The following is a 13095-nucleotide window of genomic DNA, read 5'->3' as shown; positions in this document are numbered from 1 at the left end:
CTCAGCGCAACCTCTTCAACCGCATGCTCGGCCAGCTTTACCACTGCCTCCAGGCGGGCGAGCTGTTCGACGAGCAGACCGCATACCCCACCCCAATCGCCGCCGCCGCTTGACGAACTAGGACGCTGAGGTGTCTGCACTGTCCCCGTCCGGGTGCGGTGTTCCTCGCGTTCAGGCCCTCCGCCGCTGCGGCCACGGGTAGCCAAGCTGTCTGGCGTACTCCGGAGATCCGCCGCAGACCTCGGCTGCCTCACGCGGGTCACCCGCCGCGAGTTGCTCCGCCAGTCTTACGGCCTGACGTTCAGGGTCGTCATCGGAGACGTCGAGCACCATCCGGAACTGCAGCCATGGGCGGTCTTCCCCGATGGCCGAGCGGCCCGGATGGAAGAGGAAGAGGTTGATCTGGCCGGGCTCCCAAAGCCAGCCGGACACACCGCCGAGTTCGCATTCCCATCGTGCAAGCCAGCCGGCGCGCTTTCTGAGGTCCAGTTCCAGCAGCCGGGCAACGGTGCGTGCCGGCCACTCCCAACTGTGGTCGGCAACGGCTCGCTCCACCTCTGTCTGGTATTCCTGAGCATCGAACCAGAACTCAGGCAGGTCAACGGTGTCCTCGTCGGGGTTGCGCCACTCGCTCCAGATCACGTGGTCGCCGTCGCGCCGGATGGTCACGTAGAGAGCGCCGCAGCACCCTTCGGTACACGTTGCCTCGGCCAGCCGCACCTCGTGCGGATCGGGACCAGCCGTGAGAGGGCCGTCCGGCGGCAAGAGGTACTTGGGATCTTCGCCCGGCCCTTGTGTGAATACCCCAGCCAAGATGTCCTCACTGTCGACCAGCGGTCGGACCTCCACGCTGGCGCCCCTCTGCGGACGCTCAGGAACAACAACATGGAGGGTGAGGCAATGCTTCGTGGCAGTCATCGAACGATTGTCGGGTCTGCCACACCGAGGTGTCGCAGCATTTCTCGCGGATGGCCCCGTCCCGGGTCCTTCAAGATCTCTCCGGCGGCTTCGCGTCGTCGTTCGTGCCGGCAGCGGGGTAGTCGGTCGGCAACACCACCGCCGAACTCGTCCCCAGGGACAGCGAAGCCACGGAGATCGTCACCCGCTCATACCGCCGCTTCACCGACATCGTCGCCGCCGCACTCCGCCGCGCACAGGCCGCCGGAGAGGTCACGGACGCCTCGTCCCCCGAGGCCCAGGCTCAGCTCCTGCTCTACATCGTCCAGGGACTGTCACTCGTATCGAGGGCGGGGCTCGATCAGAGCGCGGCGCTGACTGCGATCGACACGGCGGTGGACGGTTTGCGGGCGTGACGGACGCGGCCCGCGAGCGCGCCGAGACCCGCTGGCTGCCCTGGTGCTCCAGCCGGACTATGAGCGCACCGGAACGCGTCGCCGAGCTCGCGAGACGGGCCGCGGGCCCGGACGGCCCGGTGCGGCGCGGCAGGCCCGGCCGCACCGCTCGCGGACGCCGCGCCAAAGCCTCGCCCGGCGGCGGACGCTCCAAGCTGTTGTGGGGCGCACAGAGGCGCCGAGAGGGGCGCGGGAACCCCGGCGATCTTCCCCGCTGGCAGGGCGTCGGGGCGTACCTGAGCAACGCATTCGACCTGGCCGTGGACAAGGTCATCGCCACCGCAAACCTGGCCCGACTCCAGACCGTGTGCGAAGACGCCACACACCGCCTGGACGAGACCGAGAAGCGGGAAGCCCTGCCGGACCGTGCCGAGGAAGCCGCAGCGCACCTGGAACACCTCGACAAGCTCTGCCCCGGCCGTTCCACCACCCGCGAACTGATCCGGGACGCCGTCATGACCTGCCGGCGGCGCGCATCCCGGGCCGGGGGCCGCGCCCTGTCTCGACAGGTGGGCGGCGGACAGGCGCCGGCGTACGGGCCTGTGTGGCCAGTCCGATACACGCGCACGTCCTCGGCTGCTTGGCCGCCGCATCGCTGGGGCCGGTGAGTCGCGTACGAGTCGGGGCTCGTCCCCTGCCGCGTGCTACGGGGACATGCCCTCGCTGCGTTCCCGGCCGCCCCTCACCGTCGATTCGGGAGCTGACGGGCAGTAAGCCCCAAATTGCAGAGGTGAGTTGATGCTGCGGAGATCGAGTGTGTTACCCATACGCAACCCCGAGGGCAGGACAAGAGCCCCGGGCGGTGGCAGGATGCACCGCAGCTTGCGCAGCACACAGCGCTGTTGATCTCGCTCGCGCCCTGGTTCGAGCCCGCCCTGGAGGTCCTGTGTCCGCTCGTCCCCCGAAGTCCGTTCGTTCCCCGGCAACTGCCATAGCCCTGACCGCAGTCGCCGGCCTGCTGATGACGGGCTGCACCAGCACCAAGTCCGACAGCGACGGCGACAAGGGCGCCTCGGGGATCAAGCTCGTCTCGTCCGGCAAAATCAAGACCTGCACGCATCTGCCCTATCCGCCGTTCCAGTCGAAGAAGGACGGCAAGATCGTCGGGTTCGACGTGGATCTGGTCGACCTGGTCGCCAAGGACCTCGGGGTCGAGCAGGAGATCGTCAACACCCCCTTCGAGGGCATCGAAACCGGCCAGGACTTCAACATTCGCAAATGCGACCTGGCCGCCGCGGGCATGACGATCACCGACGAGCGCGACAAGGTCATGGACTTCTCGGACCCCTACTTCAACGCCACCCAGGCGCTGATCACCAAGAAGGGGCAGCCCTACAAGACCTTCGAGGATCTCAAGGGAAAGAAGCTCGGCTACCAGAAGGCCACCACCGGCGGCATCTACGCCAAGAAGGAGAGCAAGGGCCTCGACATGGAGCTCGTGGAGTACGAGGACGTCGGCTTGCTGCTCACGGCGGTCAAGGCCGGCAAGGTCGACGCGGGCATCAACGACAACGGCGTGCTCTTCGAATACATCAAGGACAACCCGGACACCGAGGTGACCGCGGAGTTCGACACCGGCGAGAAGTACGGAATCGGCTTCCGCACGGGCAACGACTCCCTGCGCACGAAGGTCAACAAGGTCCTCAAGAAGGCCCGGACCGACGGCAGTTACGACAAGATCTACAAGAAGTGGTTCGGCACCACTCCGCAGAGCTGACCTCAAGGATCCAAACGGCTGACCAGAGGAGTTCTGCACGTATGACCATGTCCCGACGGCGGCGGGCACGGCTGTTCCGCGGCGTCCAGTACGCCGTGCTGCTCATCGCCATAGCCGTGTTGGCGCTGGTGGCCGACTGGGGGACACTGCGCCAGGCATTCTTCGACGTGGAGATCGCCAAGGCGCTGTTCCCCGAGGTGATCACCACCGCACTGGTCAACACCGCCTACTACACGCTGCTCGGCTTCGGCTTCGGCCTGGGGCTCGGCATCGTGCTTGCGCTGATGCGGCTGTCCACGGTGCCTCCGTACCGCTGGATCGCGATCGCCTATATCGAGTTCTTCCGCGGCATTCCCTCCCTCCTTGTGTTCATCGCGCTCGGCTTCGGTGTGCCGCTGGCCTTCGAGGTCGCGCTCGACATGGACATCACGGTGATGCTGTCTCTGGGCCTGGTGGGCGCCGCCTATATGGCCGAGACGATCCGCGCGGGCATCCTGGCGGTGCCCAAGGGGCAGACGGAGGCGGCCCGTTCGCTGGGCATGTCACCGGGGCGTGCGATGGTGTCGATCGTGATGCCGCAGGCGTTCAGGATCGTGCTGCCGCCGCTGACCAACGAGCTGATCCTGCTCACCAAGGACTCCTCACTGGTGTATCTGCTCGGCCTCTCGCTCGGCCAGTTCGAGCTGGCCAACTTCGGCCGGGACGCGCTGAACGAGCACAAGAGCCTGACCCCGATCCTGATCGCCGGACTGCTGTATCTCGTCATCACCCTCCCGCTCGGCCATCTGGTGCGGCGGCTCGAAGCCCGTACGGCGAAAGCCAGGTGAGCACCATGAAGTCGGACAAGGCACCCGACACCCCCGCGCCCTCGGACCAGGCGATCGAGGTACGCGACCTGCGCAAGTCATTCGGCGATCTGCAGGTGCTCAAGGGCATCGACTTGACGGTCGGGCGCGGCGACGTGGTCTGTGTTATCGGCCCTTCGGGCTCCGGCAAGTCGACCCTGCTGCGCTGCGTCAATCTCCTGGAAGAGCCCACGTCGGGCACGGTGACGGTGGCCGGCACAGAGGTCACCGACCCCGATGTGGACATCGATCGCGTACGCCGCCGGATCGGCATGGTCTTCCAGTCCTTCAACCTCTTCCCGCACCTCACGGCACTGGAGAACCTGACCATCGCGCAGCGCCGCGTGCTGCGGCGCGGCAAGGAGGAGGCGGAGCGCATCGCGCGGGCCAACCTCGCGCGAGTGGGCCTCGTCGGCAAGGAGCGGTCCTATCCGGCGCAGCTCTCCGGCGGCCAGCAGCAGCGGGTCGCGATCGCTCGGGCGCTGTCCATGGACCCCGAGCTGATGCTCTTCGACGAGCCGACCTCCGCGCTGGACCCCGAGCTGGTCGGGGACGTACTCGCGGTGATGCGCTCGCTCGCCCGGGAGGGGATGACGATGCTGGTCGTCACCCACGAGATGAGCTTCGCGCGCGAGGTCGCCGACCGGGTGGTCTTCATGGACGACGGAGTGATCGTCGAGGAGGGCACGCCCGAACGCGTGGTGGGCGACCCGCAGCACGAGCGGACCCGACTTTTCCTGGCGCGCGTACTCGATCCTGCGGCGGCGGAAATGGGCGAGGTCCCCGACACCGGACCGCACGAGAAGCGCGCGGACCGCTGAGGCGACCTGGAGACCGAGAATCCGGGCGCGCGGGCGGATGGGGCCGTGGATCGTGTCGGTTGAACTGAGGTCGCTCATGGAGCCGTCGCTGCCCGAGCCGAGGCCCAAGTCGGTGCGGGCCAGAACGCGCCGACGACCTGACGCGGTTCTCGCCGACGGCGGCTACGACTACGACAGGTACCGCCGTCTGCTCTGGCAGCGCGGCATCCGCCCCGTGATCGCGAAACGAGGACCCTCGGTCTCGCGATCTGCCTGATCACTCACCGCCACGTCCGACGGCTTTGTTGGGGCCTCTATGCCGGGACGTCGACAGGTTCAGCGTCCCGAGCGCCTTTCGGCCCCGTTCCGTTGAACGCTAGATTCAACCCGAAGGCCACCAGTGTTGCACTTGTGACCGGCGAACCCAGCACGATCCCCACCCCCTCGGGAAGTTTGCTGTACAGATCGGGGGCCACCTCAGGAGCCATGCCGGCACCGATCGAGACGGCGACGATCAACAGATTGTGCGTGCCGTCGAAGTCCACGGTACGGAGTGTGCCGATGCCGACGGTGGCGACCGTCGCGAACATCACCAGGCCGGCCGCGCCGACCACCGGCTGCGGCAATCCGGCGACCAGCGCGCCCAGTTTGGGGATCAGGCCGAGTACCAGGAGCATGCCGCCCGCGACGGTCGCGACGTGCCGGCTGCGGACCTTCGTCATGGTCACCAGGCCGACGTTCTGCGCGAACACGGTGTCCAGGAAGGCGTTCATGACACCGCCCAGGACACCGGAGAGGCCGTCCGCGGCCAGGCCGCGTGCCATGTCCGCGGTCGTCAGCTTCCTCCCGGTGAGTTCCGCGACCGCGAGGAGATCCGCCGTCGACTCGGCGAACAGCACCAGCATCACCACGCACATCGAGAGGACGGCGACCGCGGGGAACTGCGGTGCGCCGAAGTGGAAGGGAGCGCTGACCCCGATCCAGTCCGCCGTCCGCGCGGTCGAGACATCGACCAGACCGAAGGGCACCGCGACGGCTGTGCCCGCCAGAACGCCCAGAAGGACGCCGGTTTGGGCGAGGAAGCCACGGCCGAAGCGGGCGACGAGGAGGATCACGATCACGACGAAGGCGGCGAGGGCGAGCCGTGAGGGCGCGGCGTGGTCGGCGGCCTCCGGGTCGCTGCCGACGACCAGATTCACCCCGACCCCGATCAGCGCCAGCCCCACCACCGTGATCACCACGCCGCTCACCAGCGGCGGGAAGAAGCGCACGGCCTTCGCGAACGGGTAAGCCACCAGCAGGCCGAAGAGGCCTGCGGCCAGCATCGACCCGTACACCGCCTGAAGGCCGTACTCCCCGGCGATCAGGATCATCGGGGTCACCGCGGTGAACGCCGCCCCCGCCATCACCGGCATCCGCACACCCAGGATGCGGCCGACCCCGGCCCCCTGGATGATCGTGACGATGCCTGCCACGAGCAGATCGGCGTTGATGAGCACGGCGACCGTCGCGGCGTCGAGACCGGCCGCCGCACCGAACACCAGTGGCACGGTCACACACCCCGTGTACATCACGATCACGTGTTGCAGACCGAGCACCACGAGCTGTCCGAAACCGGGGCCCTTCATGGGCATCGTCACGTCAAGCCCCCTGTCTAGCGTGCGAAGTTGGCGGCTATGCGCCGCTGGATGTAGTCCGCGGCCGTGATCGGCGGATAGCGGCCGGCAGGCCCCTCGATCACCACGTCACGGTCGGCCTGCGCGAAGAACGCGATGCTGTAGCGGGCCGACCGGTCGTCGCCCGGACCCGGCGACTTGACCCGGTGGAAGTTCGACGGCAGCCGGTCATCGCTCCACCGCGTCAGCATGTCCCCGATGTTGCAGGTGATCACGGTGTCGGCCGGCTCGACCGATGTCCACTCCTGCGCCTGTGCCTCCTTGCCGGGGCATACCTGCAGCCCGCCCTGTCCGTCGCGCTGGAAGAGCAGCGTCAGACAGTCGAAGTCCGTGTGCGCGCCCGCCCGCCAGACGTCCGCCGGGATCTCGATGTCCTCGGGTACCGCGAAGTAGTGCAGCATCCTCAGCGTCGACTGGTACTGCTCGCTGGCCGGGTCGTGGGCGCGGGCGAAGAACCCGTCGGGCAGCCCCAGTTTGTCGGCGAAGCAGGACAGCACACGCATCGCCAGCTCCCGGCAGCGTGCCTCGAACGCGAGCGTGCGCTCCTGGAAGCCGGGCAGTGCGCCCTTTGGCCACAGCCCGTCCATGTGCGGCCGGGTCAGCTGGTACGACTCCTTCTGGTCGGGAGTTCCGATTGACGGACGGACCTGGGTCATGGATTCCCAGCCTGCGTTGAGCCCCTTCTTCAGGGCGTGCCGTGCTTTGGTCTCCTCGGGCAGGGCGAAGAACCGCTCGGCGTCGGCGAACGCCCCGTCCACGACGCTCTGTTCGATGCCGTGGTGCACGAGCTGGAAGAAGCCGATGTCGGTGGCGGCGGCCCACAGCTCCTCGGTGATCTCGGCCTTGCGGGTGTCGAAGTCGCTGAGGTCGATCCGGCGGATCTCCCGGGCGGAGGTCTCGGTGCCGGCCCCGCCCATGTGCGTCTCCCTGGCCAGTTCGGCCAGGCTGTAGCTTGTTTCAGTCATCGCGGCTGTCGCCCCTTCGAAGCGATCGTGGGTTCTCGGGATGCAGTCACCGCCCCTGCACCCCCCCGCGGGCACCCAGAGGTCCGCGGGCACGGTCGCGGCGAACCCCTTCGCGGGTCCGGCGCCGTGGGCTGGTGCGAGCCCCGGTGTCCCGGGGCCCGCACGCGATGTGTTCAGCCTGCCCGGTGTGTGTTTCCACCGGCGATCATGGTGTTACGCGGCAGTAAACCCGAGCCCGGCCGCCAACTCCGAGGAGGGCAGACGGACATGCTCCCCCTCCCGTATCAGGACCTCGCCGCCGACCATGACCACGGCTACGGTCCGGCTGCTTGCGCACGTCAACAGCGTGGCCCCCGGATCGTGTACGGGAAGGCAGGCGTAGTCCTTCTCGAAGCGGTGCAAGACCAGGTCTGCCTGCATGCCGACCTGGATGCCGGCCGGGCGTTCCTCCAGGCCCAGAACCCGGTTCGCGCCGTTCGTGGCGAGCTCGAACATCTCGGGGAATCCGAGCAGATCGGCCTTGCGGTGCGCGGCCCGCTGCAGGTACGCGCCGATGCGCAGCGCCTCCAGCATGTCCTGGGTGTCGTTGCTGGCCGCGCCGTCGACGCCGAGCCCGACCCGCAGCCCGGCGGCCAGCATTTCCGGCACCGGAGCGATCCCGCTGCCCAGCCGCATGTTGCTGAGCGGGTTGTAGGAGATGCCGACCCCGTGCCGGGCGAGTGTCGCGCGGCCCGGGGCGTCGAGCTCCACGCAGTGCACGGCGAGCAGCCGCTCCCACAGGAACCCGGCTCGCTCCAGATAGTCCACGGCGCCGACTCCCGCGTGTGCGCGGCACATCGCCTCGTCCGTCGTCGTCTCCAGGAGATGCAGCGAGACGGACAGGTCGCGCTCGTCCGCGTAGTCGCGCACAGCGGCCATCCCCTCAGGGGTCAGACACCGCGGATTGGGCACGGCGACACCGACGCCGACCCTGCTGCCGCGCGCCGTCGCGATCAGCTCGTCGGTGTGCGCGAGCGCCTCCTCCAGAGGCTGCATGAGACGCGGGTCGAAGCCCCACTTGCGGCCGCGGTCCGCACGGTCGGCCACTCCCCGGCACAGCAACGCCCGCACTCCACTGTCGCGCAGCGCCCGCAGCACCGCGTCATGCACTTCGGAGGACGGGTGCGGCCACATGTGCTCGACGAGCGTGGTGGTGCCGCTGCGCAGCGCCTCCGCCGCGGCGGCGGCCGCGGTCGCGTAGGCCCGCTCGGGGGTGAGTATCGCCGCCTCATCGCCGACGGCACTGAGCCATGCGAGCAGCGGAAGTCCCTCGCCGATGCCGCGCAGTCCCGCCTGGAAGAGGTGAGTGTGCGTGTTCACCAAGCCGGGTGTGAGATGGCCGCCGCAACCGTCCAGAACCCGTGGCCCACGGGGGAGTTGGCCGGCTGGTACGACAGCGGTGATCCGGCCGTCGGACAGGTGGACGTCCATCCCGGCGTGCCAGCTTCGCTCGCTCAGGACGGTGACGTCGGTGATCGTGTCGATGTCGGGCGTCGTCATCGGGCGTGGTCCTTCCGGAGCCGGGGCGCGTGGTGGAACAGCAGGTTGAGGGCGAAGGCGACGATGCCGGTGACCGCGATGCCGCTGTCCAGAACCGTGCGCGCGTAGGGGGGAAGCGGCGCGTAGAAGTCCGGAGCGCCTACCGGGATCATCCCGAGACCGAAGGCGAGCGCCGCGGTCAGCAGATTGCGGGAGTCGGTGAGGTCGGCCCGGGCCAGGATGCGCAGACCGACGGCGCCGACCATGCCGAACATGACGAGCGAGACTCCGCCGAGGACCGGCCCCGGCACGGATGCGACGGCCGCCCCGAGAGCCGGAACGAACGCGAGCACCACCATCAACAGGCCTGACAGTGCGACGACATGACGGCTGCGCACCCGCGTCACGCTGACCAGACCCACCGACTGCCCGAACGTCACGACGGGGAAGGAGGCGAGAGCTCCCGACGCCGTGGTCGCCACGCCGTCCGCGCGCAGCGCCCGCACGACGGTGGGCGCGTCGTCCCCGCGCTCGACGATCTGCCCGACGGCGAGCGTGTCTCCGACGGACTCGACCATGTTCACGAGCTGTACGACGAGCATCGCCGCGATCGCCGGGACAACGAACGTGGGTGCTCCGAAGGCGGTCGGATCCGGCGCCGTCACCGCTTGCGTGTCCGTCATGCCCGAACCGTCGAACAGGCCGAGCGGCAGGGCGAGCACGGTCCCCGCAGCCATCGCGACGAGCACCGAGAACCGCGCCAGAGCGGGCGGCGCGAGCCGCTCCACCAGCACCACGAGCAGCACCGTAACCCCGGCCAGGGCAAGCCCGCGCCCGCCGCCGGCACCGTGGCCACCGCTGACGAGGCCGGCCGCCGATGGCACCAGCGAGAATCCGATCACGGCGATGACGGTCCCGGTCACCAAGGGCGGAAACAGATGCAGGCATCGTCCGAACCACGGTGCGACCGCCACGGTCACCAGCCCTGACACGATCGTCGCCCCGAACACGGCGGCGAGCCCGTGCTCCCTGCCGATCAGCACGGCGGGTGTGATCGCGGTGAACGTCGACCCCATCACGATCGGCAGGCGGGCCCCGACCCACTTCACGCCGAGCGACTGCAGCAGCGTGGCGAGCCCGCTCACCAGCAGGTTGGCGCTGATGAGCAGTCGTATCCGGTCCTCGGGCAGGTTCAGCGCGGTGCCCACCAGCAACGGCATCGTCGCCATGCCCGCGTAGGCGACGAGCAGGTGCTGCAGGCTCAGAGGCACCAGGCGGCGGATCGGCGGCCGGACATCAACGGGGTGCGGGCCCGACTCGGGTGCGACGGCAAGCGTGGGTACAGCCATCGTTCCTCCCTGAAAGCTCGGCGGAAGACGGCTGGTTAGCGCCGAGAGCGGTGAGCGCCTCTGCGCACACCGGCCGTTGCAGCCATGACCGGTGTAGAGGAGACCGTAGGGACGGAGTGTTTCCCACAGGTTGCCGTCAGGGATCTGGTGCAGTACCCGGCATCTGCGGATACCGGCCCCTCCGGGCCGGGCCCGGAGGGGCCGCTGGGCGAGGAGTTGCCCCCGACGGTCTGCCTCGCTGAGGTCGAGGACCGAGTCGATGACAGGACGCACGTCGTGGGCTCGCAGGAGGCCGGGCAGGGCCTCGCGCGGTCGGGCGGTGGGAGTGTGCAGTTCGCCGGCGTCGCGGCCGCGGAAGGTATCGCGCGGGGGCAGGAGGAAAGCGCTGGCCCTCAGCTGCTCCTCGCCTGCGCGGGGGCGTGCCTAGGTCCGTCACGGCGTCATCCGCCGAATGCGTGCAGAGCTCGACGCCGCGCGCGGGCCGCACTGACACAGATCGTCAACTGATCGGTTCTCACGGGGCTGGTCGCTGCGCTGGTCCTGCGTAGGGTTTTTCAAGGAGGCGGCAGTGCGGGATTCGCGCACTGCGTCTGTTGTCGCGCCGAGTGTTCAGGCGCATCCACGAGAGAAGGAAGCCCACCCCTTATGCGCGCCCTTGTGGTCGATCACAGTGAGGCCGGACCTGTCCGGTTCGCCGATGTCGATGAGCCCGTACCGTCCACCGGCGAGGCATTGGTCGAGATACGGCACATCGGACTCAACTTCGGAGAGCTGAATTATGTACGTCAGTGGCCGGCCGGCGCTGTGCACGGCCACGACGCGGCCGGTGTCGTGGTGCGAGCCGCAGCCGACGGCTCGGGGCCACCGGTGGGTACGCGCGTCGCGCTGGGGATGTCTTCCCACGCATGGGCGGAGCGGGTGGCAGCCGGCCCCGCCTCGCTCGGCACCGTTCCCGAGGGCGTGGACCTGGCCGACGCCGCAGCGCTGGGGATCGCCGGAGTCACCGCGTTCCGGGTGCTGCGCAAGCGTTCCCTGCTGGCGCGCGACGTTCTGATTACCGGCGCCAGCGGGGGAGTGGGGCACTTCGCCGTCCAGCTGGCGGCGCTGGCGGGCGCCCGGGTGACGGCGCTGGTGGGTTCGCCGGAGCGGGCCGCCGGACTCCGTGAACTCGGCGCCGACAGGGTGCTGACCGAAATGGCCGGGGCCGGGGACCGGTTCGACGTCGTCCTGGACACGGTCGGCGGGCCGCTGCTGGCCCTGGCGTGGAATTTGCTCGCCGAGGGCGGCACCATCCACCTGGTCGGTTACTCCTCGGGGCAGGACACCATGTTCCCCGCAGGGTCCTTGTTCGGCTTCGGTGAACCCCGCAGCATCACCACCTACGGTGACATGACGCCGACCAGCGGGGACCTGACGGACCTGCTGGGTCTCATGGCCGCCGGGAGGCTTACGGCACCGGTCGGACTGCGAGGCCGCTGGCAGGAGGTGGACGATGCCGTCCGGGCACTGTTCGCGCGGAAGGTGCACGGAAAGATCGTTCTTGATGTGCTCTGAGGCCCGTCGACGAGAATGGAACCATGGACGTACTCGCGGAGGCCTTGCGTGTATCGGGCGCGCGAGGCGCGCTCGGGGTCGTACTGAAGGCCGGAGGGGCCTGGGGCCTGTGGCTTGACTCCTCCCCCGGAGCGGCACTGCACGTAGTCTCCCGCGGCACGATGTGGCTCCACGTCCCGGGCGGGAAGCCTCTGGAGGTCCGGGCGGGAGACGCCGTTCTGCTGTCGCCGGGTACCGCCCACGGAATAGCCGGCGGGTCCAGTACGACGCTGGGCCCCTGTGACCGCGAGGCGACGAACCAGGCCCTCGCCGACGGCAGGGCCCTGCACCTGGGCTCGGCGCCGACGCAGACGGAAGTGCTCGTCCTGCGCTACCAGCAGGACTTGGAGGTGCGTACGCCGGTGCTTACCTCCCTCGTCCGGCCGATGCACGTCACCAGCCGGGAGAACACACAGCTCAAGAAGACCGTCGAGCTTCTCACGGCGGAGCTCGCGCAGCCGCAGATCGGCACCACCGCCGCCGTCAACAGCATCGTGGACCTTCTGCTCATCCAGTTCGTACGCGTCTGGTTGGCCCGTCACCCGGACAAGCAGCCCGGCTCATGGCTGGACGCGACGCGTGATCCGGTCGTGCGCGACGCCCTGTCGTGTGTCCACGCCCGACCGGAACATCCCTGGACCACCGAGTCCCTGGCGGCCGCGACGGCGGTCTCCCGAGCGACGCTGTCCAGGCACTTCCGGTCCGCCCTCGGGCAGACGCCGGGCGCGTACGTGACGCAGTGGCGCATGGACCTGGCCTCCGTCCGGCTCCGCGACACCGACGAGCCGGTCGAGTCGATCTCCGGCGCAGTCGGCTACGCCTCTGCGCACGCATTCAGCCGGGCCTTCCGGCGTGCCCGGGGCATGCCTCCGGGCGAGTACCGTTCCCGAGTTCGCGGGCGAGCACAGGCAGGCGATCACCGACGAGACCCGAGCACAAGTGCGGTTCGGGCGGGCGGGCAGAGCTAGCACCACTCCCACCAGGCTTCACGCACTCGTCCCGCACCTACCCGTGGAGCTTGTTGCGACGGTGGCATGGCACCCTGCACCCCCGTGCTCATGCCGGTGAAGTGCAAGAGAGCCGCGAGCCCTCCTCGCGTCCGGCGGCATAGTCTGCAACGCCCCTGGCTTTGCTGGAGATCTCAGACGAGCGGAAGACCAGTGACGCCGATCACTCCGGCGGCACAGATTCCGCTCGCGGGCCCGAAACGGTCAGAAGACGGAGCGCGGGCGAGGCCAAACGGGCACGGTGGTTCCGGGGGTGATCCGCTTTCGGACACG

12 protein-coding genes are annotated in these 13095 nt (G+C 69.0%); 7 read left to right on the top strand and 5 right to left on the bottom strand.

Annotation, left to right across the window (positions count from 1 at the left end):
* Positions 1 to 171 precede the first annotated feature (171 nt).
* Complete coding sequence (locus IE226_RS39430) at positions 172 to 918, bottom strand: hypothetical protein (RefSeq protein ID WP_190086336.1); 747 nt, start codon at positions 916 to 918, stop codon at positions 172 to 174.
* A 391-nt stretch (positions 919 to 1309) separates the two neighbouring features.
* Here IE226_RS39430 and IE226_RS39420 point away from each other — a divergent pair, with 391 nt between their 5' ends.
* The 5 genes from IE226_RS39420 to IE226_RS45480 all read left to right on the top strand — a co-directional run bounded on the left by IE226_RS39420 (position 1310) and on the right by IE226_RS45480 (position 4991).
* Positions 1310 to 1960, top strand: a complete 651-nt coding sequence (locus IE226_RS39420) for a hypothetical protein (protein WP_190086335.1) — start codon at positions 1310 to 1312, stop codon at positions 1958 to 1960.
* Positions 1961 to 2313: 353 nt separating this feature from the next.
* Entirely contained in the window at positions 2314 to 3069 is a 756-nt protein-coding gene (locus IE226_RS39415; protein ID WP_190086338.1) for an ABC transporter substrate-binding protein, read from the top strand.
* A 41-nt stretch (positions 3070 to 3110) separates the two neighbouring features.
* On the top strand, positions 3111 to 3896 hold the full coding sequence (locus IE226_RS39410) for an amino acid ABC transporter permease (protein ID WP_190086334.1): 786 nt from the start codon (positions 3111 to 3113) through the stop codon (positions 3894 to 3896).
* Between the two features lie 5 nt (positions 3897 to 3901).
* The gene (locus IE226_RS39405) at positions 3902 to 4735 is read left to right on the top strand and encodes an amino acid ABC transporter ATP-binding protein (RefSeq protein WP_190086333.1); all 834 of its coding nucleotides are present in this window, start codon (positions 3902 to 3904) and stop codon (positions 4733 to 4735) included.
* A 52-nt stretch (positions 4736 to 4787) separates the two neighbouring features.
* On the top strand, positions 4788 to 4991 hold the full coding sequence (locus IE226_RS45480) for a hypothetical protein (RefSeq protein WP_190086332.1): 204 nt from the start codon (positions 4788 to 4790) through the stop codon (positions 4989 to 4991).
* 37 nt (positions 4992 to 5028) lie between these two features.
* On the opposite strand, the gene IE226_RS39395 is transcribed toward IE226_RS45480, so the two are convergent.
* The 4 genes from IE226_RS39395 to IE226_RS39380 all read right to left on the bottom strand — a co-directional run bounded on the left by IE226_RS39395 (position 5029) and on the right by IE226_RS39380 (position 10222).
* A complete protein-coding gene (locus IE226_RS39395) occupies positions 5029 to 6348 on the bottom strand; it encodes a nucleobase:cation symporter-2 family protein (protein WP_190086337.1) in 1320 nt (439 codons plus the stop codon).
* A gap of 20 nt (positions 6349 to 6368) precedes the next feature.
* A complete protein-coding gene (locus IE226_RS39390) occupies positions 6369 to 7355 on the bottom strand; it encodes an isopenicillin N synthase family dioxygenase (RefSeq protein WP_190086331.1) in 987 nt (328 codons plus the stop codon).
* A gap of 213 nt (positions 7356 to 7568) precedes the next feature.
* The gene (locus tag IE226_RS39385) at positions 7569 to 8894 is read right to left on the bottom strand and encodes an amidohydrolase family protein (protein ID WP_190086330.1); all 1326 of its coding nucleotides are present in this window, start codon (positions 8892 to 8894) and stop codon (positions 7569 to 7571) included.
* Complete coding sequence (locus IE226_RS39380) at positions 8891 to 10222, bottom strand: uracil-xanthine permease family protein (protein ID WP_190086329.1); 1332 nt, start codon at positions 10220 to 10222, stop codon at positions 8891 to 8893. The genes IE226_RS39385 and IE226_RS39380 overlap by 4 nt, the downstream gene beginning before the upstream one ends.
* A 645-nt stretch (positions 10223 to 10867) precedes the next feature.
* Here IE226_RS39380 and IE226_RS39375 point away from each other — a divergent pair.
* A complete protein-coding gene (locus IE226_RS39375; protein ID WP_190086328.1) occupies positions 10868 to 11776 on the top strand; it encodes a zinc-binding dehydrogenase in 909 nt (302 codons plus the stop codon).
* 23 nt (positions 11777 to 11799) lie between these two features.
* Positions 11800 to 12783 (top strand): AraC family transcriptional regulator, encoded by a 984-nt coding sequence (locus IE226_RS39370; protein ID WP_190086327.1) that lies wholly within the window; start codon positions 11800 to 11802, stop codon positions 12781 to 12783.
* The last annotated feature ends 312 nt before the right edge of the window (positions 12784 to 13095 follow it).

This window comes from Streptomyces longisporoflavus, assembly GCF_014649775.1.
GTDB classification, from domain to species: domain Bacteria; phylum Actinomycetota; class Actinomycetes; order Streptomycetales; family Streptomycetaceae; genus Streptomyces; species Streptomyces longisporoflavus.
Note: the sequence above shows the minus strand (reverse complement) of the source record. Positions and strands in the feature narration are given on the sequence as shown.

Excerpts from the sequence above, each read along its gene's own strand:
- IE226_RS39380 (WP_190086329.1), bottom strand. The coding sequence starts at position 10,222 with ATGGCTGTACCCACGCTTGCCGTCGCACCCGAGTCGGGCCCGCACCCC.
- IE226_RS39430 (WP_190086336.1), bottom strand. The coding sequence starts at position 918 with ATGACTGCCACGAAGCATTGCCTCACCCTCCATGTTGTTGTTCCTGAG.
- IE226_RS39410 (WP_190086334.1), top strand. The coding sequence starts at position 3,111 with ATGACCATGTCCCGACGGCGGCGGGCACGGCTGTTCCGCGGCGTCCAG.
- IE226_RS39395 (WP_190086337.1), bottom strand. The coding sequence starts at position 6,348 with ATGCCCATGAAGGGCCCCGGTTTCGGACAGCTCGTGGTGCTCGGTCTG.
- IE226_RS39370 (WP_190086327.1), top strand. The coding sequence starts at position 11,800 with ATGGACGTACTCGCGGAGGCCTTGCGTGTATCGGGCGCGCGAGGCGCG.
- IE226_RS39385 (WP_190086330.1), bottom strand. The coding sequence starts at position 8,894 with ATGACGACGCCCGACATCGACACGATCACCGACGTCACCGTCCTGAGC.
- IE226_RS39405 (WP_190086333.1), top strand. The coding sequence starts at position 3,902 with ATGAAGTCGGACAAGGCACCCGACACCCCCGCGCCCTCGGACCAGGCG.
- IE226_RS39415 (WP_190086338.1), top strand. The coding sequence starts at position 2,314 with ATGACGGGCTGCACCAGCACCAAGTCCGACAGCGACGGCGACAAGGGC.
- IE226_RS39390 (WP_190086331.1), bottom strand. The coding sequence starts at position 7,355 with ATGACTGAAACAAGCTACAGCCTGGCCGAACTGGCCAGGGAGACGCAC.
- IE226_RS39375 (WP_190086328.1), top strand. The coding sequence starts at position 10,868 with ATGCGCGCCCTTGTGGTCGATCACAGTGAGGCCGGACCTGTCCGGTTC.